The 20,459-nt window shown below is 37.2% G+C and carries 16 protein-coding genes and 1 riboswitch; of the genes, 13 read left to right on the top strand and 3 right to left on the bottom strand.

Features of this window, described 5'->3' with window-relative positions; genetic code table 11:
• The first annotated feature begins 27 nt into the window (after positions 1–27).
• From RAH34_RS12045 to RAH34_RS12035, 3 genes are all read left to right on the top strand, one after another.
• Complete coding sequence (locus RAH34_RS12045) at positions 28–378, top strand: four helix bundle protein (protein ID WP_306596317.1); 351 nt, start codon at positions 28–30, stop codon at positions 376–378.
• A gap of 67 nt (positions 379–445) precedes the next feature.
• Positions 446–1,768 carry a DUF58 domain-containing protein gene (locus RAH34_RS12040; protein WP_306596316.1) on the top strand — a complete coding sequence of 441 codons (1,323 nt, stop codon included), beginning with the start codon at positions 446–448 and terminating at the stop codon, positions 1,766–1,768.
• A gap of 27 nt (positions 1,769–1,795) precedes the next feature.
• Positions 1,796–2,215: an OsmC family protein gene (locus tag RAH34_RS12035; protein WP_002983375.1), complete on the top strand. Its 420-nt coding sequence runs from the start codon at positions 1,796–1,798 to the stop codon at positions 2,213–2,215.
• A 76-nt stretch (positions 2,216–2,291) separates the two neighbouring features.
• Here the strand turns inward: RAH34_RS12035 and RAH34_RS12030 are convergent, their stop codons facing one another.
• Positions 2,292–4,907, bottom strand: coding sequence for a glucosidase (locus tag RAH34_RS12030; protein WP_306596315.1), 2,616 nt, complete (start codon positions 4,905–4,907; stop codon positions 2,292–2,294).
• Positions 4,908–5,095: 188 nt separating this feature from the next.
• Positions 5,096–5,202, top strand: a riboswitch (SAM riboswitch).
• 60 nt (positions 5,203–5,262) lie between these two features.
• Here RAH34_RS12030 and RAH34_RS12025 point away from each other — a divergent pair.
• The 7 genes from RAH34_RS12025 (at position 5,263) to metF (ending at position 14,870) form a co-directional block, all read left to right on the top strand.
• Positions 5,263–6,201 carry an alpha/beta fold hydrolase gene (locus tag RAH34_RS12025; RefSeq protein ID WP_306596314.1) on the top strand — a complete coding sequence of 313 codons (939 nt, stop codon included), beginning with the start codon at positions 5,263–5,265 and terminating at the stop codon, positions 6,199–6,201.
• A gap of 5 nt (positions 6,202–6,206) precedes the next feature.
• Entirely contained in the window at positions 6,207–7,745 is a 1,539-nt protein-coding gene (locus tag RAH34_RS12020) for a homoserine dehydrogenase (RefSeq protein WP_306596313.1), read from the top strand.
• A gap of 114 nt (positions 7,746–7,859) precedes the next feature.
• Positions 7,860–9,020 (top strand): O-succinylhomoserine sulfhydrylase, encoded by a 1,161-nt coding sequence (locus tag RAH34_RS12015; protein WP_306596312.1) that lies wholly within the window; start codon positions 7,860–7,862, stop codon positions 9,018–9,020.
• Positions 9,021–9,057: 37 nt separating this feature from the next.
• On the top strand, positions 9,058–10,068 hold the full coding sequence (locus tag RAH34_RS12010) for a homocysteine S-methyltransferase family protein (RefSeq protein WP_306596311.1): 1,011 nt from the start codon (positions 9,058–9,060) through the stop codon (positions 10,066–10,068).
• An 81-nt stretch (positions 10,069–10,149) separates the two neighbouring features.
• Positions 10,150–11,241: a fatty acid desaturase gene (locus RAH34_RS12005; RefSeq protein WP_306596310.1), complete on the top strand. Its 1,092-nt coding sequence runs from the start codon at positions 10,150–10,152 to the stop codon at positions 11,239–11,241.
• Position 11,242: 1 nt separating this feature from the next.
• Positions 11,243–13,903 carry a methionine synthase gene (metH, locus tag RAH34_RS12000; protein ID WP_306596309.1) on the top strand — a complete coding sequence of 887 codons (2,661 nt, stop codon included), beginning with the start codon at positions 11,243–11,245 and terminating at the stop codon, positions 13,901–13,903.
• Between the two features lie 7 nt (positions 13,904–13,910).
• Positions 13,911–14,870: a methylenetetrahydrofolate reductase [NAD(P)H] gene (gene metF, locus RAH34_RS11995; RefSeq protein WP_114820008.1), complete on the top strand. Its 960-nt coding sequence runs from the start codon at positions 13,911–13,913 to the stop codon at positions 14,868–14,870.
• Positions 14,871–14,921: 51 nt separating this feature from the next.
• On the opposite strand, the gene RAH34_RS11990 is transcribed toward metF, so the two are convergent.
• Both RAH34_RS11990 and RAH34_RS11985 read right to left on the bottom strand, forming a co-directional pair.
• Entirely contained in the window at positions 14,922–15,599 is a 678-nt protein-coding gene (locus RAH34_RS11990; protein WP_306596308.1) for a hypothetical protein, read from the bottom strand.
• A 71-nt stretch (positions 15,600–15,670) separates the two neighbouring features.
• Positions 15,671–16,822, bottom strand: a complete 1,152-nt coding sequence (locus RAH34_RS11985; RefSeq protein WP_306596307.1) for a hypothetical protein — start codon at positions 16,820–16,822, stop codon at positions 15,671–15,673.
• Between the two features lie 101 nt (positions 16,823–16,923).
• On the opposite strand from RAH34_RS11985, the gene folE reads away from it, so the two are divergent.
• The 3 genes from folE (at position 16,924) to cysS (ending at position 19,619) form a co-directional block, all read left to right on the top strand.
• Positions 16,924–17,589, top strand: a complete 666-nt coding sequence (folE, locus tag RAH34_RS11980) for a GTP cyclohydrolase I FolE (protein ID WP_034694807.1) — start codon at positions 16,924–16,926, stop codon at positions 17,587–17,589.
• A gap of 6 nt (positions 17,590–17,595) precedes the next feature.
• Entirely contained in the window at positions 17,596–18,027 is a 432-nt protein-coding gene (locus RAH34_RS11975; protein ID WP_306596306.1) for a DinB family protein, read from the top strand.
• Positions 18,028–18,152: 125 nt separating this feature from the next.
• Entirely contained in the window at positions 18,153–19,619 is a 1,467-nt protein-coding gene (gene cysS / locus RAH34_RS11970) for a cysteine--tRNA ligase (protein WP_306596305.1), read from the top strand.
• Positions 19,620–20,459: the final 840 nt, after the last annotated feature.

Raw genomic sequence — 20,459 nt, 5'->3', positions numbered from 1 at the left:
TAAGTGAAACTGACAAAATCATTATATATGCCAAATTTTAAAGAGCTTTTAGTTTGGCAGAAATCAATTGATTTTGTTACTGAAATGTATAGAATTACAGAAACTTTTCCTAAAGCCGAAATCTACGGATTAGTATCACAAATCAGAAGAGCAGCTGTTTCTATCCCTTCCAATATTGCTGAGGGAAACTCGAGACGAAGTAAACCTGATTACCTACAATTTTTAAAAATAGCAAGAGGCAGTTGTGCAGAGGTAGAAACACAATTAATCATTTCAAAAAATCTCGGTTTTTTAAATGAGGATGGTTATTTGAAACTCAATGACAGTATTATAGAAATATCCAAAATGTTGAACGGACTTATTAATTCCTTACAATAATAATGAATGTAAAAAAGCTAATAAACGACCACCTAAAACCTTTCATCTGCAACCTGCCACCTAACCAATGAAAAACTTATACATCAATACACGTTTCTTTTTTACACTCATCGGAGTGGGGATTCTGTATGTCCTTGCATTTTTCTTTCCGGTGCTGATGTGGGTTGCCCATATTGCACTCCTGATTTGCTTTCTGGCGGCAATGGTAGATTTTCTGTTGCTTTTCAACCAAAAGAATGCATTGCAGGTTCAAAGAATTCTGCCAGAAAAACTGTCCAACGGAGATGAGAATTTTGTAAAAATTGACATCAAGAATAATTACAGCTTTACCATAGCCACTAAAATTATTGATGAAATTCCGTTTCAGTTTCAAAAAAGAGATTTTCTGATTGAAAAACAGATCGCTTCAGGAGCAAATACATTTTTTCAATACTCATTGGAACCTAAAGAAAGAGGAGAATATCATTTCGGAGGTCTGAATGTGTATGCATCATCACCATTGGGATTCATCTCAAAAAGATTTATTTTCCAGAAAGATGCTATGCTTCCTTCTTATCCATCCTTTATTCATCTCAGAAAATATGAGCTGATGGCTATTCAGAGTGAATTTTTATTAGGCGGAATCAAGAAAGTCAGAAAGCTGGGACATACTATGGAATTTGAGCAGATCAAAGAATATGTTCCCGGAGATGATATCAGAACAATCAACTGGAAAGCTACTTCAAAGACGAACCGTTTGATGGTAAATCAATTTCAGGATGAAAAATCACAGCGTATTTTTATGCTGATTGATAAAGGACGAACCATGAAAATGCCTTTCAACGGATTGAGCTTACTGGATTATTCTATCAATGCTACAATGGCGCTCTCCCATATTATTTTGAGAAAAGGAGACAGAGCCGGAATGATGACATTTTCCAAGAAGGCAGAAAATAAAATTGCTGCTGATAACAAATCCGGACAGCTGAAGAAAATCTCTGAAGCTCTTTATAATATCAAAACAGATTTCTTCGAAAGTGATTTCAACAGATTGTATCAGGATGTAAAATATTCCATCAACCAAAGAAGTTTAATTCTGCTTTTTACCAATTTTGAAACTCTTGACGGATTGAACCGACAGTTGAAATATCTTCGTGGAATTGCTAAAAATCACTTGTTGGTAGTAGTATTCTTCAAAAATTCAGAACTGCAGACACTGATCAACAAAAATCCTGAAAATATGCAGGAAATTTATGATGAAATTATTGCTGAAAAATTTGAATTTGAAAAGAAACTGATCATCCAGGAACTTCGTAAATACGGAATCTATACCGTCTATACACTTCCTGAAAATTTGAATATCGATGTTATCAATAAATATCTGGAGATAAAAGCGAGAGGAATTTTATAACTTTGTAGAAGCAATAAGCAATAAATAATGAAAATTACACTTAACAGAATAAACGACGATTTTTTATTTGAATGTACCAACGCTCAGGGAAATTCTATTCTTTTGGATAACACTTCCCAGCCGGGAGCAAAAGGAGTTTCTCCAATGGAAAGCGTATTGATGGCTGTGGCCGGCTGCAGCGGAATTGATGTGGTGTCTATTCTGAAGAAGCAACGTCAGGAAATTAAAAGCTTTCAGGCAGAAGTAGAAGGAGAAAGAGTGCAGGTAGAAGATGCAAAACCTTTTAAATCAATTAATGTTAAGTTCCTTTTGGAAGGAGAAATTGATCCTAAAAAAGCATTAAAGGCTGCAGAACTTTCTTTTGAAAAATACTGCTCTGTATCAAAAACGTTAGAACCGAATGTAGAAATCGGATACGAAGTGTATGTGAACGGAGAAAAAATTTAATCTCTTACGTAAAATAGCAAAAGCCGGATGTTTCATCCGGCTTTTATATTACTCATTACCAATTACTCATTGCTTATTAAAAGGTGAGTCTTGGTTTTATCAGTTTCGCCACAGTAGCTGTCCATCCCGTTTGGTGGGAAGCACCCACACCACGGCCATTATCTCCATGGAAATATTCAAAAAACGTAATATAATCTCTGAAGTGTTCATCATAATTGAACTTTGGATTACCTCCGTTGAAAGCTCTTTGTCCATGTTCATCCTTTAAAAATAGAGAGCAGAGTCTTTTACTTATATTTTGAGCCACTTCATCAAGATTTCTTTTATCACCACTTCCTGTGGGAAGTTCTACTTTCAGACTATTTCCATAATAATAATGGAAGCGCTGCAGACTTTCAACAATCAGAAAATTGATAGGAAACCAGATAGGCCCACGCCAGTTGCTGTTTCCGCCAAACATACGGCTGTCACTTTCTGCAGGTGTATAGTAGACCATATTTTCAGACCCATGTACAGAGAAAACAAAAGGATTTTCCTCATATACCTTAGACATAGCACGGATTCCGTAAGAACTCAGAAACTCATTTTCATCAAGCATTCTGGTCAGAACCTTTGTCAATCTGTTTTTGCGGAGGATACTCATCAGGTGTTTTCGGCCTTGTCCTTCCTCGTCCCAGTGAGAAACAAGTTTGGTCAGTTCCGGTTTGTTTTTTAAGATCCATTCCATTCGGGTTCTGAAATTCGGCATCTTTTCCAGTAGGCGGTGGTCTACAATTTCAACAGCAAACAAAGGAATCAAACCGACAATACTTCTTAATTTTAAAGAAACACTGTCTCCGTTTCCAAGCTGCAATACATCATAAAAGAATCCATCTTCTTCATTCCAAAGCCCTTTCGTTCCTTCACCCAGGTTTTCCATAGCTTCAGCGATATAAAGATAATGTTCAAAAAACTTGATCGCCATATCCTCATATACCTGATAATATTGGGCAAGCTCCATGGCAATACGCATCATATTCAGTGCATACATCGCCATCCAGCTTGTGCCGTCTGCCTGTTCAAGGTGCTGGCCATCCTTTAATTCCATATTCCGGTCAAAAGCTCCGATATTATCGAGACCAAGGAAACCACCACCAAAGATATTTTTCCCGTTTTTATCCTTTCGGTTCACCCACCAGGTGAAATTAAGAAGCAGTTTCTGGAATACTTTTTCCAAGAATAATAAATCCGGCTTTCCATTGGTTTTTTCATCAATTTTAAAAACACGGAAGCATGACCAGGCGTGTACTGGCGGATTCACATCACTCATATTCCATTCATAGGCTGGAAGCTGTCCGTTAGGATGCATATACCATTCCTTCGTAAGGAGCAAAAGTTGTCCCTTGGCAAATTCCGCATCGATGATGGAAAAAGGAACACAGTGAAATGCCAGATCCCATGTGGCATACCAAGGATATTCCCATTTATCGGGCATTGAAATGATATCCTTGTTGTGGAGATGATTCCATTCCGTATTTCTTACATATTCGTTGAAATTTCTTGGGGCTTCAAAGTTGGGATCACCTTTCAGCCATTTCCCGATATTGTAGTGATAAAACTGCTTATTCCATAGAAGCCCTGCAAAAGCCTGTCTCTGAACATTTCTTTCATCTTCATTCACGGTGTCGTTCTGAATTTCTTTATAAAACTCTTCAGCTTCAGCCTCTCTCGTATTGAATATTTCATCAAACTTTTCAAAAGGTTCATCAGCTTGATCCGGACATAACCTGAACTCAAAAACTTTAGATTCTCCGGCTCCGATAAACTCATCAATCAGAAAAGAAGCTTTTGTACCCTTTTTTTCAGGATTTACCGTATTCGTCTGATGGATAATAAAATTATTGATTCCATCTTTGAAATAAGTATTTTCAGCTGCAGGAGCTCCGTAAAGCTTAGAATTATTGGTTTCATTATCACAAAATACGCTTTGCGCATTGGTATTTCGGGAATAGAGTTTCTTGATTGAAATACTGTCGTGTTCAATGTTGATACTTCCGTCATGAGAAGCATTGACTTCTGCTTTATAGGTATTGTATCCCCATTTCCAGTTGTTTCTGAACCATACAGTAGGCGCTACCATAATAGGTGCTTCATGCTGACTTCGGTTGCATACCGTGACTCTGGCAAGAATATCATTGTGATCTGCTTTGCAGTATTCTATGAAAATATCAAAATATTCATCATTATCGAAAATTCCGGTATCGAAAATTTCATATTCCGGTTCCTTTTTACTGCGTTTCCCGTTTTCTGCAACAAGCTCATCGTAAGGAAATTCATTGATCGGATATTTATACACCATTTTCATATAACTATGGGTAGGTGTATTATCCAGATAATAAAAGATTTCTTTGATGTCTTCCCCATGATTCCCCTGAGGATTGCTCAATCCAAAGAATCTTTCTTTTACCATTTTATCTTTCTTGTTCCAGAACGAAAAAGCAAAACATAAAAGCTGCTTTACATCAGAAATTCCGGCAATACCTTCTTCACCCCAGCGGTAGGCATAGCTTTCTGCATTATTATGATTGGTAAAATTCCAGGCATTCCCGTTCGGGCTATAATCTTCGCGTACATTTCCCCACTGCCGGTTGCTTACATAAGGTCCCCAGTTTTTCCATTTGATATCTTGTAATCTATCTTTTTCGGCGGTCATATCTCATCACTTTTCCATACGAAGTTAGTTTTTTTGAGAAGTAATTCCAATTTTTTTCATCTGAATAATTATTAATATACTCTTGAAATACTTGTGTTTAAGGGCTTTTTGAAATATTAAAATAATTTTTTTTTGAAATTAAAAGAAAAGAACTACCTTTGCACCATTCGTTCATTCAAATATTGAAAATGTTATCAAGAAAGGTTGAGGGATTAGACCCTATGAAACCTTAGCAACCCTTTGCGCAAGCAAAGAAGGTGCTACGTTCTACCAAAGTATTTTGGACAGATAACTTACTGAAGTTCTTTTCAGCCATTTCCTGTGGCATTTTCAATTGTATTAAAATTTAATAGAATTGAAAACAGAACTAAACTATATTAATCTTACGTATCAAACTTATTCCCAAAAGGAATACCATATCTCATTAAGCTATCAGCTTTTTGGGAAAGATCTGTTTACAGCCCCAATCATTTTAATCAATCATGCTCTTACCGGAAATTCAAATGTATCCGGAGAAAAAGGCTGGTGGAAACAATTGGTGGGAGAAAATCAGATTGTTGATACCGATCAATATACCGTTCTGTGTTTCAACATACCAGGAAACGGATACGACGATTTTTTAATTGAAGACTATGAAGACTTCACACCTTCAGATATCGCAGGGATATTTCTGAAAGGACTTGAAGCATTACATATTAAAAATTTATATGCCATTATCGGAGGCTCTCTGGGAGGAGGGATTGCCTGGGAAATGCTTGCCAAGCAGCCAGATCTCGCAGAAATATTTATTCCCATAGCCTGTGATTACAGAACACACGACTGGCTTCATGCACAATGTCTGGTTCAGAAATTTTTATTGAATGATAAAGAAGAACCATTACAGAAAGCGAGAATTCATGCCATGTTGTGTTACAGAACTCCGCAGTCGCTCAATGACAGATTTCAAAACCAATATAATCAGGACAAACAACGCCTGGAATCAGAAGACTGGTTGGTTTATCATGGTAACGCACTAAACGAAAGGTTTAGTTTAAAGAGTTACAAGCTGATGAACCATCTCCTGATGAATATCAACGTTGCTGAAGAAGCACTGGAGAACATACAGGCACGAATGCACATGATCTCCGTAGATACAGACTTATTCTTCCCGGCTTCCGAAATCCGGATGTGTTTTGAAAACTTAAAAGAGAAAAATAAGGATGTTTCTTATCACGAGATCCAATCTATACACGGGCATGATGCCTTCCTAATGGAATATCAACAATTAAATAATATCATTAAAAACATTTTATAGAAGTAATGAAAAATGCTAACGAAATAAAATTTTTGAAGAACAGATCAATCGTCAAATTTGAAGGAGAAGATTTCCTGGGAGAAATCGGGATTGACGGACGAATTTTTAAAGCGCTCACTTTGGCGCGTATCAGTGTAGGCGTAATTTCTCAACAGGCCATAGAAAACGGAATTTCTATTCTGGTTCATGAAAATGATGCAGAAAAAGCAGTGGCTTGTCTTATTGATGAATTTGAGGCAGAAAGAAAATCTGGAAAAGTTTCCCAGATTTATAGTATCAATAATGTTTCTGTGATTGGTTTTGTAGCAGAAGATTTCAATAAAGTCTTTGCAGAACTGGCAAGAAACAATGTTTTTCCATTGCTTTTAAACCAGGTGGCAGGAGAAAACAGAGTGAACATCGTTGTGACTTCTTCACAGGATGAAAAAACAAGAAACATCATAGAATCCGAAATTTTCAAAAAGCCGAAGACCGTTCATCTGGCCATCATTGGCCACGGAAACGTCGGAAAGACATTGATACAACAGGTTTTAGAATCGGCAGAAGAAATAAAAAAACGTAAAAAAATAGACCTTAAAGTAGTTGCAGTAGCTAACTCTAAGAAAATTGCCTTCAACAAAAAAGGATTTGATGCGAATTGGGGTGATGAGGTTTTGACAGCAGAACATCCATCGAACGTTGAAGAATTGATCAACTTCTCTAATGAAAATCAACTGGAAAATCTGATCGTTGTGGATAACACCGCAAGTAAGGATTTTGTGAAAAACTATCACGCTTTGGCAGAGAACGGATTCGATTTGGTGTCTTCCAACAAGATCTTCAATACCCTTCCGATCGAAGAATACAGAAAACTAAGATATACGTTGAGTAAAAACAACAGACGTTATCTGTATGAAACCAACGTGGGTGCAGGATTGCCGTTAATTGATACGATTAAATTATTACACCTTTCAGGAGAAAATATCACAAGAATCAAAGGCGTATTCTCAGGAACATTGAGCTATGTGTTCAATAATTTTTCTTTGAGAGACGATAAATTTTCAACCATTATCAACGAAGCTCTGGAAAAAGGCTACACAGAACCGGATCCGAGAGAAGACTTATCAGGAAATGATGTAGCAAGAAAATTATTGATCCTGGCGCGGGAACTAGACTTAATCAACGAATTCGGAGATATCAATATTCAAAATCTTGTTCCAGAAAGCCTTCTTGAAGTTTCAAAATCAGAATTCCTTTCAAGATTGGAAGAGCTGGACGAAGAATATCAGAAAATAAAAGAAAATCAGGAACCCGGACATGTATTGAGATATGTAGGTGATCTGCACGGAGACTTACAGAAAGATAAAGGTGAACTGGATGTAAAACTGGTTTCTGTTCCTGCCACATCCGCATTAGGACAGCTGAAAGGCTCAGACTCGATCTTTGAAATCTATACAGAAAGCTATGGTGAAAATCCAATTGTGATTATGGGAGCCGGAGCTGGTGCAAAGGTAACCGCAAGAGGAGTATTCGGAGATATTTTAAGAGTAAGTGAAACTAAATAATAATGTAACAATCTACCAATCTGGCAGTGTAACCATTATTGCATATTGCAATTGTCATTCTGAGCATAGCGAAGAATCTAATGGTTACCCTGCTGAATGGACAATTAAAACTATATGGAAAATTTTGAAACATCAGCAATAAGAACCCAGACGGAAAGATCTCAGTTTGATGAGCATTCCACACCGTTATATCTTACCTCCAGCTTTATATTTCAGGATGCGGAAGATATGAGAGCAAGCTTTGCAGAAGAAAAACCTAAAAATCTTTACAGCCGTTTCTCTAATCCAAACGTAACCGAATTTACAGATAAAATCGCTAAAATGGAAGGTGCAGAAGCAGGATATGCCTTTGCAACAGGAATGGCAGCCATCTATTCTACATTTGCCACATTACTGAATGCCGGAGATCATATCGTAAGCTGCCAGTCAGTATTTGGATCTACCCATACTTTGTTTACCAAATATTTCCCGAAATGGAATATTGAAACCTCTTATTTCAAAGCAGAAGACGCAGCGAATGTGGAGCAATATATTAAACCCAATACAAAGATCTTATATCTTGAAACGCCTACCAATCCCGCTATTGAAATTCTGGATCTTGAGTTTTTCGGGCAGATTGCTAAAAAACATAATCTTATCTTTATTGTAGACAACTGTTTTGCAACCCCTTATCTTCAGCAGCCTATCAAATACGGTGCAGATATTGTGGTACACTCAGCAACGAAACTGATTGACGGACAGGGAAGAGTTTTAGGGGGAATAGCAGTAGGAAAGGAAGACCTGATTAGAGAAATTTATCTTTTCGCAAGAAATACAGGACCAGCATTATCTCCTTTTAATGCATGGGTATTATCAAAGAGCCTTGAAACATTGGCAATCCGTGTGGAAAAGCACTGTGAGAATGCATTGAAGGTAGCTGAGTTTTTAGAGGGTCATCCTAATGTAGAATTGGTAAAATATCCATTCCTGAAATCTCACCCAAGTTATGAAGTAGCCAAAAAGCAAATGAAACTTGGAGGAAATATCGTAGCCTTTGAAATAAAAGGCGGAATAGAAGGTGGAAGAAACTTTTTAGACAAGATACAAATGTGTTCATTGTCCGCCAACTTAGGTGATACAAGAACGATCGTTACCCATCCGGCATCTACAACGCATTCCAAATTATCAGACGAAGAAAGAAATGAAGTAGGTATTACGGCAGGACTGGTACGTTGTTCAGTAGGATTGGAAAATGTGGATGATATCATTGCAGATTTAAAACAAGCTCTGGATTAATCCAAATAGCCACTGGTTTTAGCCAAAATAGATTAAAATGAAAAATTCAGAACAATTATATAAAGCTTTATCCGAAAGAATTTTAATTCTCGACGGAGCGATGGGAACCATGCTTCAGAGATATAAATTCGAAGAAGAAGATTACCGTGGAGAGCGTTTCAAAGACTGGGAACATCCGGTAAAAGGAAACAATGACCTGCTTTCTCTGACACAGCCTCAGGCGATTGAAGAAGTTCACAAGAAATATCTGGAAGCCGGAGCTGATATCATTGAAACCAATACCTTTTCAGGAACTACCATTGCGATGGCAGATTATCACATGGAAGATCTGGTATACGACCTGAACTTTGAGTCAGCAAAAATTGCCAGAAAAGCCTGTGACGAGTATACTGCGAAAAATCCGGACAAACCAAGATTCGTAGCGGGATCTATCGGACCTACAAACAGAACAGCTAGTTTAAGCCCTGATGTTAATGATCCAGGATACAGAGCCATCACTTTTGAAGAATTGAGAGTCGCTTACAAACAGCAGTGTGAAGCTTTGCTGGATGGAGGTTCAGATATCCTTCTGGTAGAAACCATTTTTGATACCCTGAATGCAAAAGCAGCTTTGTTTGCCATTGACGAACTGCAGGATGAGAGAGGAATAAAAATTCCAATCATGGTTTCAGGAACCATTACCGATGCTTCAGGAAGAACATTGAGCGGACAGACCGCAGAAGCTTTTTTGATCTCAGTTTCCCACCTGAACTTATTAAGTGTAGGTTTCAATTGTGCATTGGGAGCGGATCAGCTGACTCCTTATCTTGAAACACTGGCTCATAATTCAGAATTCTATGTTTCAGCATATCCGAATGCCGGTTTACCGAATGCTTTTGGAAAATATGACGAAACTCCGGAAGATATGGCGAGACAGATCAAAGAATATGTTGAGAAGGGATTAATCAATATTATCGGAGGATGTTGTGGAACAACGCCTGAGCATATTAAAGCAATTGCTGATCTGGTTGAAAAATATGAGCCAAGGAAATTGAAGAAATTTGTGTGATTTGATAGATTTTTTTAATTAAAATCAAAGATGAAGGCTGAAATATTAATGTTAACTTTAAGTGAACCACAAAGTTATAATATGGAAAAGCCAATTTACTTAAAAGATTCCGAGGATGTCAGATTATTTAATGAGCTGAGAAAGAAAGTGAACCAGAGAGTAGAAAACATTTCTGAAAACAGAGATATCTACATTCAGATTAAAGCGGTACTACTTCCACTGATCTATATAGGCTTATATATTCTGGCTGTTCTGAATGCCGAAAAGCATTGGATCTATATTATGAGTTTTGTTTTAATGGGAATTTCTCTGGTTTTGATTTATTTGAACTTAATCCACGAAGCAGCCCATAACAACATTTATAAAAGTAAAAGACTGAACGGGCTGGTTCTTCACATTTTTGATTTTATAGGCGCCAATTCCTATATCTGGAAAAAAAGACATATCGCAAGCCATCACGCCTATCCGAACGTAGATGGATGGGACACGGATATCGAACAGAGCGGGCTGCTTTTAATCGTACCGTGGATCAAAGCGAAAGGAGTACAGAAGTATCAGGATAAGTTTTTCTTTTTAGTCTATCCGTTGTATTTGTTCAACTGGATGTTTATAAGAGACTTCCGTGACTTCTTTGATAAGGAAAGGGTGATTTTAAAAACCCAGGGAAAGATACCCACCATTGAAAAAGTAAAAATGATAAGCTATAAACTGTTCTATTTCTTTTATCAGATTGTGGTTCCTGTAATGTTCTTTAAAGTATCAATAGGATTGGCTTTAGGAGCGTGGTTTTTACAGGTGATATCAGCAAGTATTTTTGCATTGTTTGTTTTACTGCCTTTGCATCCGCTTCCTGATAATGCCTTTCCAAAATTAAATAAAGAAAAAGGTCTTCCATTCAGCTGGCTTCGTCATCAGTTTGAGGTGACCAATGATTTAAAAGAAAATAACTGGTTAGTAAGAAATGTGTTGGGAAACTTCAATTTTCATGTGGCCCATCATCTTTTTCCCAATTACAGTTATATGTATTACAATGAAATAACAGAAGAAATAGAGGAATTTGCTAGAGAACATGATTTAGCATACAAAAGATTTCCACTGATTACAGCTTTAAGTAAGCATAGGGATTTATTGAAGCAGAATGCCAATAATGCCTACTATATTTTAGAAGAATAAAATGAAGTATTTAAGATTATCAGGCCTTGAGCCTCTTATCATAACCCCGGAGAGTAATTTCATCAACGTTGGTGAAAGGACCAATGTTGCCGGTTCCAAAAAGTTTTTAAGACTGATCAAAGAGGAGAAATTCTCTGAAGCCTTGGATATTGCCCGCCATCAGGTAGAAGGAGGTGCCCAGATCCTGGATGTCAACTTTGATGATGGTTTGATCGATGGAAAAGCATCGATGATCAAATTCCTGAACTTAATTGCGTCAGAACCGGATATCGCAAGAATTCCGATCATGGTAGACTCTTCCAAATGGGAAATCCTTGAAGCAGGTCTCCAGGTAGCTCAGGGGAAATGTGTAGTGAATTCTATTAGCTTAAAAGAAGGTGAAGCAGAATTTATCAAACATGCCAAAGCCATTAAAAGATATGGTGCTGCAGTGATTGTCATGGCATTTGATGAAGTAGGGCAGGCTGACAGTTTTGAACGAAGAATTGAAATTTCAAAACGTTCCTATGATATTTTGGTGAACCAGATTGGTTTCCCTGCAGAAGATATCATTTTCGACTTAAATATCTTTCCGGTGGCAACCGGAATGGATGAGCACAGAAGAAATGCCATCGATTTTATTGAAGCTACACGCTGGGTAAGACAAAACCTTCCATACGCATCCGTGAGTGGAGGAGTGAGTAATGTTTCATTCTCTTTCCGTGGAAATGATACGGTGAGAGAAGCCATGCACTCTGTATTCCTTTACCATGCGATTCAGGCAGGAATGAACATCGGTATCGTGAATCCGGCCATGCTTGAGGTTTACGACGAGATTAATAAAGAATTACTGGAGCTTGTAGAAGATGTCATTCTGGATAAAAGAGAAGATGCTACAGAAAGACTTCTCGACTATTCCGAAAAGCATAAATCAGTTAAGAAAGAAAAAACTGAAGACTTAGAATGGAGAAACAATCCTTTACAGGAAAGAATTACCCATGCTTTGGTAAAAGGAATAGACCGTTTTATTGAAGAAGATGTAGAAGAAGCAAGACAATTGGCAGAAAGACCACTTCATGTTATCGAAGTTAATCTGATGACCGGAATGGGAGTGGTAGGAGATTTATTCGGAAGCGGTAAAATGTTTCTTCCCCAGGTAGTAAAATCCGCAAGGGTAATGAAAAAAGCAGTAGCTTATTTACAGCCTTTCATTGAAGAAGAAAAAGACGGAACAAAACCTGCTAACGGAAAAATCTTAATGGCAACGGTAAAAGGAGACGTACATGATATCGGTAAAAATATTGTGAGTGTTGTCCTTGGTTGTAACAACTATGAAATTGTTGACCTTGGTGTAATGGTTCCGGCTGAAAAGATTATCCAGACAGCTATTGAAGAAAAAGTAGATGTTATTGGTTTAAGCGGACTGATTACCCCAAGTTTGGATGAAATGGTCTATATCGCTTCAGAATTAGAAAGACAGAATTTAGATTTTCCATTATTAATCGGTGGTGCTACAACTTCAAAGGCACACACTGCAGTGAAAATCGATTTAAAATATAAAAATGCAGTCGTTCACGTAAATGATGCCTCAAGAGCTGTAAATGTTGTGAGTTCATTATTAGGCGACCGAAATAAAGAATATGTTTCGGATTTAAAGAATGACTATTCTGATTTCAGAGAAAAATTCCTGAACAGACAAGTGGATAAAGATTATGTCTCCATTGAAGAAGCAAGAGAAAACAATTTTAAAATTGATTGGGAAAACGAAGATATTTTCACTCCGAATACTGTAGGAATAAAAGTAATCGAGAATCAGGATTTAAGAGAACTTCTTCCTTTTATCGACTGGTCTCCGTTTTTCAGAAGCTGGGATCTTCACGGGAAATATCCGAATATCTTAGAAGATGAGGTTGTAGGAGTTCAGGCAAAAGAACTATTCAAAGATGCTCAGGTCATTTTGAATAGAATTCTGGATGAGAAACTGTTGACCGCAAAAGCCATTTTCGGAATCTTTAAAGCCAATTCCAATGAATCTGATGATATCTTGATTTTTGATGAAAATAATAATGAGCAGGCGAAGTTTTTAACCCTTAGACAGCAGGCTCAGAGATCAAAAGGAAAAGACTATCTCGCACTAAGCGACTTCATTGCTCCTCAAAGCTCTGGAAAAACCGATTATGTGGGAGCATTCTGCGTAACCACCGGATTTGGAACCGATGAACTGTCTGCAGAATACGAAAAAGCCAATGATGATTACAATTCCATCATGGTAAAAGCTCTGGCAGACCGTTTTGCAGAAGCTTATGCCGAATTCTTACATAAAAAAGTCAGAACGGAATACTGGGGATACGCGAATCAGGAAAACTTAAGCAATGAAGAATTGATCGCCGAAAAATACAAAGGAATCCGTCCCGCTCCAGGTTATCCGGCTTGCCCTGATCATTTGGAAAAGAAAACCATCTGGGATCTTTTAAAAGTAGAAGAAAATACAGGTGTTTTCCTTACAGAAAGCCTTGCCATGTTCCCAACAGCATCTGTTTCCGGATATTATTTCGGAAGCCCCCATGCCAAATATTTCGGATTAGGAAAAATTACAGAAGACCAGCTTGAAGATTATGCAGCAAGAAGAAGTTGTAGCATCCAGGAAGCGAGAAAATGGTTGTCGCCAAATTTAGCAGATTAAAATTAACATGAAGATAACAGAACACATTAAAAATGCAAATGGAAAAACTTTATTCTCCTTAGAAGTTGTTCCGCCACAGAAAGGAATCGGGATTGAAGATCTTTATACCAATATAGATCCGTTGATGGAGTTCAAACCACCTTTCATAGATGTTACCACCTCCAGAGAAGAATATATTTATTTAGACAAAGGAAATGGTTTGATGGAACGTCGTATTACAAGAATGCGCCCGGGAACACTGGGAATTTGCGCTGCTATTCAGCATAAATATAATGTAGATACAGTACCACACCTTCTTTGCGGAGGTTTTACAAAAGAAGAAACAGAATATCTGTTGGTAGACTGTATGTACCTTGGGATAGATAATGTAATGGCTTTAAGAGGAGATGCCATGAAAGGGCATCAGTACTTTGAACCCACTCAGGGAGGCCACGCAAGTGCGATGGATCTTGTGGGACAGATTAATAATCTGGGAAGAGGAAAATATCTTCATAACGAAGAACAGGTTTGTGATGAACTGAACAAATTCTGCATCGGAGTAGCAGGATATCCTGAAAAGCATATGGAAGCCCCTTCCATGAACTATGATCTGAAGTGGCTGAAACAAAAAGTAGATGCCGGAGCAGATTATATCGTAACCCAAATGTTTTTTGACAATAAAAAGTATATTGAATTCGTTCAGAAAGCAAGAGAAATGGGAATCACGGTTCCTATTATTCCGGGAATCAAACCTATTGCAACAAAGAAACACTTAAAAATCCTGCCTCAGGTATTCAAAATAGATCTTCCTGAAGAACTGATCAATGAGGTAGAAAATGCAAAAAATAATGAAGCCGTAAAGCAGATCGGAATAGAGTGGTCCATCGCTCAATGCAAAGAACTACTGGATTTTGGAGTTCCTGTTCTGCACTTCTACTCAATGGGAAAGAGTGATAATATTAAAAAAGTAGCCGGTGAGCTATTCTAATAAAAGTACCAAAATGAAGGAACCCCTGTGAATTTGCACAGGGGTTTATTTTTATTGATTTAAGAATTTAACCAGTTTAATAAGGTCTTCTTCTTTATTTATTTTGATATTATTAGATTTCGCAAACTTTTCGATCTCATCTTTTTTTGCTGGAAAAGCTTCAGTTATATCTTTTATTTTTTTTGGCTTTTTGATGTAACCTGATTCTGTTTTAATATAATATACCGGGTCTAATGTTTTAAAAGATGCCGGTCTATCGGTAGCATAAGAGTTTGCTGCAGGAACCGCATCAATAAATTTTGTTTTTATTTTTTTATATAATCCCGTTTTATCTTTAACTAATTCAAAAAAATATCCACTTAAATCATCTTGTGTGTCTAAGCGAACTAAAGTCATTTTAGGAGAGAATATTTCAATTCTTGAGAATTTTTCTTCCTTAGGAAGAGCTAAAGTCGTCCCATTTTTTTGAAACTCTATTTCATCGTTAAATGTATTATATCTAACAGGTGCTTTTTCATAATCATTAGCAACTTGGGCAATATTAAAGCTTTTACTTAAATAAGGTGAACCAATAATTTCATCATAATTTAAAGCTCTTCCGGCACCTTCTGATTTAATTTTAAAGAAAACCTCCCGTGTTCCCCCTCCTGAAGTCAATCCAATTGTGTTTGCTTGGCTAAACAGAAAGGATGACATCCCCAATAATGTAATTAATGTAATCTTTTTCATGAGTTATTGATATGTTTTTAATTAAGTTACCAAAAGTACAAATATTATTGTATCTGCCGACAAAAAATAATTTATAAAACAGAATGTTTTTCAAATTCCTTACTTCTGTCGAACAAATATCTATAGGTAGCCAGCTTCCGGGTAACCGTTGTTTCCAGAACTTCTGCAATCTTGATCATTTTCGGATTAAAATCACCAATCCACTGCAGCTCCGTAACCGTAAAATCCGTATATTTTCTCAAATGCTGGGTTCCTTCCCAGATCATATACCCGTCAATGCCTTTCTTCTGCCATTCGGGGACAACCCCAAATACAAGCCCAACCATTTTTTCATTCTTTTTAAAACGCTTTAAAAACAAAAATTTGAGCTTTTCAAAAATCCCGAATTTCCCATTCAGGTATTTGAACCACTGGTTGAGGTCCGGCATATTGATCCACATCGCAATAGGGGTCTCATTTTCATATACAAACCATGAAATATTCTCATTAATAATAGGTTTCATGGTGTTGAACATTTTCAGAACTTTTGCTTCTTCCAGATGCTTTCCTTCTCCATGAGAAGCCCATGCTTTATTATACACTTCTGTAAAGTCCCTGGCAAACTTGGGAAGATTATTCTTTTTCATAGGTTGGGCTGAGATTGCAGGATTTCTTCTGTTCTTTTCATGGGCAATGGTAAAGATCCTGGAAACCTCTGCAAAAACAGGTCTGGTAAAACATAGCTGCTCAAAATAAATCTGAAAGCCATATTTTTCAAAAAGATCTTTGTAATAAGGGAAGTTATAATTCATCCCAAACAAAGGTTCAGCAAAACCCTCAATCAAAAGACCCCAGAATTTATCCCGTTCCCCAAAATTAATAGGACCGTCCATTGCCTCCATTCCTTTCTCCTGAAGCCACTTTTTACAATGGTCAAAAATAAAATTGGCCGTTTCCTGATCATTGATACAGTCAAAAAAGCCAATTCCTCCAGTTGGTTGCTTTTGCTCATAACAACCGTTCACAAAAACAGCTATTTTCCCAACGGTGTTGCCATTCTTTTTAAACAGAAACCTTTTACATTCTCCATTTTTAAAGAATTTATTCTTGGCAGGATCAAAAATCTCCTCAATATGTTTATCTAAAGGACGGATATAATTTTTGTCGTGTTCATAAAGGCGGGCCGGGAATTCCAGAAATTCCCTTTTATGGAGTTGGTTTTGTACTTCTTCGACAATAATCATATGTTTTTTTATCAGAAATGGCTATAAAAGATAATGTTTTTCATCTCATTTGAAATAGACAAAAAGATATTATCCGTATTTTTGCTGCAAATTAAATAAAAATGGTTGATTTTACTGATAACGACGATGATATTTTCACTGGAAAAGAACATACGCCTATAAGGGAAGATGCTTTTGATAAATCGCCACAGGAAAAAATTGAAAAAATTACTGAGCTTTTTGGCGAGATTATGGAAACGCTGGGAATGGATATGACAGATGATTCTCTGAAAGACTCTCCAAGACGTGTTGCCAAAATGTATGTGAACGAGATCTTCGGAGGACTTCTTCCTGAAAATAAACCAGGAATCTCCACGTTCTCCAACAAATACAAGTACCGTCAGATGTTGGTAGAGAAGGATATCACCGTATATTCTTTCTGCGAACACCACTTTCTACCCATCATAGGAAGAGCGCATGTTGCTTATATTTCCAATGGGGAAGTAATCGGCCTTTCAAAAATTAACAGAATTGTAGATTACTACGCGAAAAGGCCACAGGTTCAGGAAAGACTTACCATGCAGATTGTAGATGCTTTGAAAGAAGCTTTGGGAACGAAAGATGTGGCATGTATCATTGATGCAAAACACCTTTGTGTAAACTGCAGAGGAATAAAAGATACGGCAAGTTCTACCATTACTGCAGAATTGAGTGGTATTTTCAGAACAAACCCTATTACAAGACAGGAATTCTTACATTACGTAGGAAGCCATGCAAAACTGGATTAATAAACAATGAACTACCAGATTCTTAGAAATATTATCGATGCCGAGCTTCAGAGATTTAAAAATATCACCGAAGAAGAATGGTCGCGTAAGGGTTCTTCAGAAAAATGGTCCAAAAAAGAAATTATTGGCCATCTTTGTGACAGCGCTTTTACAAATATCCGTAGATTTGTTGTGACACAATATAAAGAGAACGAAAATATTGTATATGACCAGAATTTTTGGGTAAAAGCTCAGAACTATCAGAATGTTCCCACTTCAGATCTTATTGATCTGTGGAAATCTTTGAACTATCAGATTGTTCATATCGTAGAAAATATCCCGGACGATGCATTACAGAGAACCTGTGATACGACCAAAACAGAGCCTCGGGTCTATACATTGGAGTTTATTATCGATGATTATGTAGATCATTTACAGCATCATTTAAAAGCGATTTAATTATGATAAAATTTAAAAAAGTTTCAGATAAGATTTTTATCACGACAATTATTTGTTGTGACAGATGTAATTTTTAACTCAATTTTGAATCTTTAAAATCATTAAATCTTTTAACTTAAAAATAAATGCAATTAAAAATATATAACTCGCTTACAGCAGAAAAAGAAATATTCAAACCTATCTTAGAAGGAAACGTCGGAATGTATGTCTGCGGACCTACCGTGTACAGCAATGTACATTTAGGGAATGTAAGAACTTTCCTTTCTTTCGATTTTATCTATCGTACCCTGATGCATTTGGGATACAAAGTAAGATATGTAAGAAATATTACTGATGCAGGTCACCTTACCGATGATGGAAATGTTGATAACGACAGATTCGTAAAACAGACCAGACTTGAAAAGCTGGAACCTATGGAAATTGTACAGAAATACACCGTAGACTTCCACAAAGTGCTGGATATGTTCAATTTACTTCCTCCAAACATCGAACCTACTGCTACAGGACATATTGTAGAGCAGATCGAGTTAACTCAAAAACTAATTGAAAGAGGATTTGCTTACGAAAGCAACGGTTCAGTATACTTTGATGTTTTGGAGTACAACAAAAGAGGATTGAACTATGGTGAACTTTCAAAACGTAACATAGAAGAGCTTTTCGCCAATACCAGAGACCTTGACGGACAGGGTGAAAAGAAAAACCCACAGGATTTTGCATTGTGGAAAAAAGCTTCCCCAGCCCACATCATGAGATGGAATTCCCCTTGGGGAGAAGGTTTCCCGGGATGGCATCTTGAATGTACTGCAATGAGTACAAAATATCTTGGCGAAACATTCGATATCCATGGAGGAGGAATGGACCTTAAATTCCCTCACCACGAATGTGAGATTGCACAAGGAAAAGCTTGCAACGATACCGCACCGGTAAATTACTGGATGCACGCCAATATGCTGACGATGAATTCTCAGCGTATGAGTAAATCTACAGGAAACTATATCCTTCCGATGCAGCTGGTTACAGGTGATAATGACTTCTTTGAAAAACCTTTCCATCCTTCAATTGTACGTTTCTGCTTCCTGCAGGCTCACTACAGAAGTGTTCTGGATATTTCAAACGATGCCATGATAGCCAGCGAAAAAGGATTTATCAGATTAATGGAAGCAGTGAAAGTATTGAATTCTATTACCCCTGATGATACCAAACAATCCGGTTTCAGCCTGAAAGAATGGAAAAATAAAGCATATGAAGCTTTAACAGACGATTTCAATTCACCAATCCTGATCGCTCACCTGTTTGAAGCGGTGAAATACATCTTTGCCTTGAATGATGGTAAGGAAACCATCTCAACAGATGACCTTGAAGATTTGAAAACTACACTCAATGCTTTTATCTTTGATGTTCTTGGACTACAGACCGTAGAAGAGAATAACAATGAAAAGCTGGATCAGACCCTGAAAGTTTTGATCGAATTGAGAAATCAGGCAAGAAAATCAAAAAATTTCGAACTTTCAGACCAGATCAGAGATAAACTGCTTGCAGAAGGTATTGAATTAAAAGACGGAAGAGACGGAACATCATACGTTCTGAACTAGAAAATATAACTTCGTTTTATCCCCATTCCGTAGGAGTCACTTATTATAAGGATTTTTACGGAATGTTTTTTTATCCTTTCTAGAGAATATGTCCCTATTTCAGATTATGCCTCTTTGTCCTTCATTTATCTCTCAAACCCTCTTACGCAACCACAAACTCTGCAACCCTCCAACTCTCAAACTCTCCAACCCAATAATCAGGAGCTAATTCCTGCTATCCATTCATACTCCTCGCGCCCGCGCACTCCCACGCTCTCACCCTGAGCGAAGCCGAAGGGTCTTCTGAACCCACCCACTCTCCAACCCAAGCTGCGGGGTAACCATTACTATCAGGGCTAGGGGAGGAGCTGTAAATGATGAATGATGAATGATGAATGATGAATGATGAATGATGAGATTCGGGTTATTGAGTTTCGGGTTTCGAGGTATAAAAGGAACATTGGAGTTCTATGGAAACAGGGTATTGAGTACAAATCTCTATTCCTATTGTGTCATTCCGCAGGAATCCCAACTTCTTTACGAGAGTCTTAAAGAAAGTAAAATAACAGTATAGTGTCTCAGACCTTTTAGTCGTTAGTATAAGCAATGTCATGCTGAGCAGAGTCGAAGCATTTTAATTAATTACTTTATACGAGTTAAATTTTATCACTCTATATTATATATATAAATATATCCTTTAGCATTTCCCATCCTTCCCATTCTATATATAATATAAAAGCAAACATCTTCTCTGTGTCAATCTGCGTATTCTAAGACATATGCAAATTATATCGTATTAAATTTACAAAAGGTTGTTCTCTTTTTACTACAGCAAACATTCTATACACGAGCTTACAACAT

This window comes from Chryseobacterium sp. WLY505 (assembly GCF_030846215.1).
GTDB lineage: Bacteria > Bacteroidota > Bacteroidia > Flavobacteriales > Weeksellaceae > Chryseobacterium.
Note: the sequence above shows the minus strand (reverse complement) of the source record. Positions and strands in the feature narration are given on the sequence as shown.

Bases quoted from the DNA above. Each gene is read 5' to 3' on its own strand.
- RAH34_RS12045 (WP_306596317.1), top strand. From the start codon at position 28: ATGCCAAATTTTAAAGAGCTTTTAGTTTGGCAGAAATCAATTGATTTT.
- RAH34_RS12035 (WP_002983375.1), top strand. From the start codon at position 1,796: ATGAAAATTACACTTAACAGAATAAACGACGATTTTTTATTTGAATGT.
- metH (WP_306596309.1), top strand. From the start codon at position 11,243: ATGAAGTATTTAAGATTATCAGGCCTTGAGCCTCTTATCATAACCCCG.
- RAH34_RS12040 (WP_306596316.1), top strand. From the start codon at position 446: ATGAAAAACTTATACATCAATACACGTTTCTTTTTTACACTCATCGGA.
- RAH34_RS12030 (WP_306596315.1), bottom strand. From the start codon at position 4,907: ATGACCGCCGAAAAAGATAGATTACAAGATATCAAATGGAAAAACTGG.
- RAH34_RS12015 (WP_306596312.1), top strand. From the start codon at position 7,860: ATGGAAAATTTTGAAACATCAGCAATAAGAACCCAGACGGAAAGATCT.
- folE (WP_034694807.1), top strand. From the start codon at position 16,924: ATGGTTGATTTTACTGATAACGACGATGATATTTTCACTGGAAAAGAA.
- metF (WP_114820008.1), top strand. From the start codon at position 13,911: ATGAAGATAACAGAACACATTAAAAATGCAAATGGAAAAACTTTATTC.
- RAH34_RS11985 (WP_306596307.1), bottom strand. From the start codon at position 16,822: ATGATTATTGTCGAAGAAGTACAAAACCAACTCCATAAAAGGGAATTT.
- RAH34_RS12010 (WP_306596311.1), top strand. From the start codon at position 9,058: ATGAAAAATTCAGAACAATTATATAAAGCTTTATCCGAAAGAATTTTA.
- RAH34_RS12005 (WP_306596310.1), top strand. From the start codon at position 10,150: ATGGAAAAGCCAATTTACTTAAAAGATTCCGAGGATGTCAGATTATTT.
- RAH34_RS11975 (WP_306596306.1), top strand. From the start codon at position 17,596: ATGAACTACCAGATTCTTAGAAATATTATCGATGCCGAGCTTCAGAGA.
- cysS (WP_306596305.1), top strand. From the start codon at position 18,153: ATGCAATTAAAAATATATAACTCGCTTACAGCAGAAAAAGAAATATTC.
- RAH34_RS11990 (WP_306596308.1), bottom strand. From the start codon at position 15,599: ATGAAAAAGATTACATTAATTACATTATTGGGGATGTCATCCTTTCTG.
- RAH34_RS12020 (WP_306596313.1), top strand. From the start codon at position 6,207: ATGAAAAATGCTAACGAAATAAAATTTTTGAAGAACAGATCAATCGTC.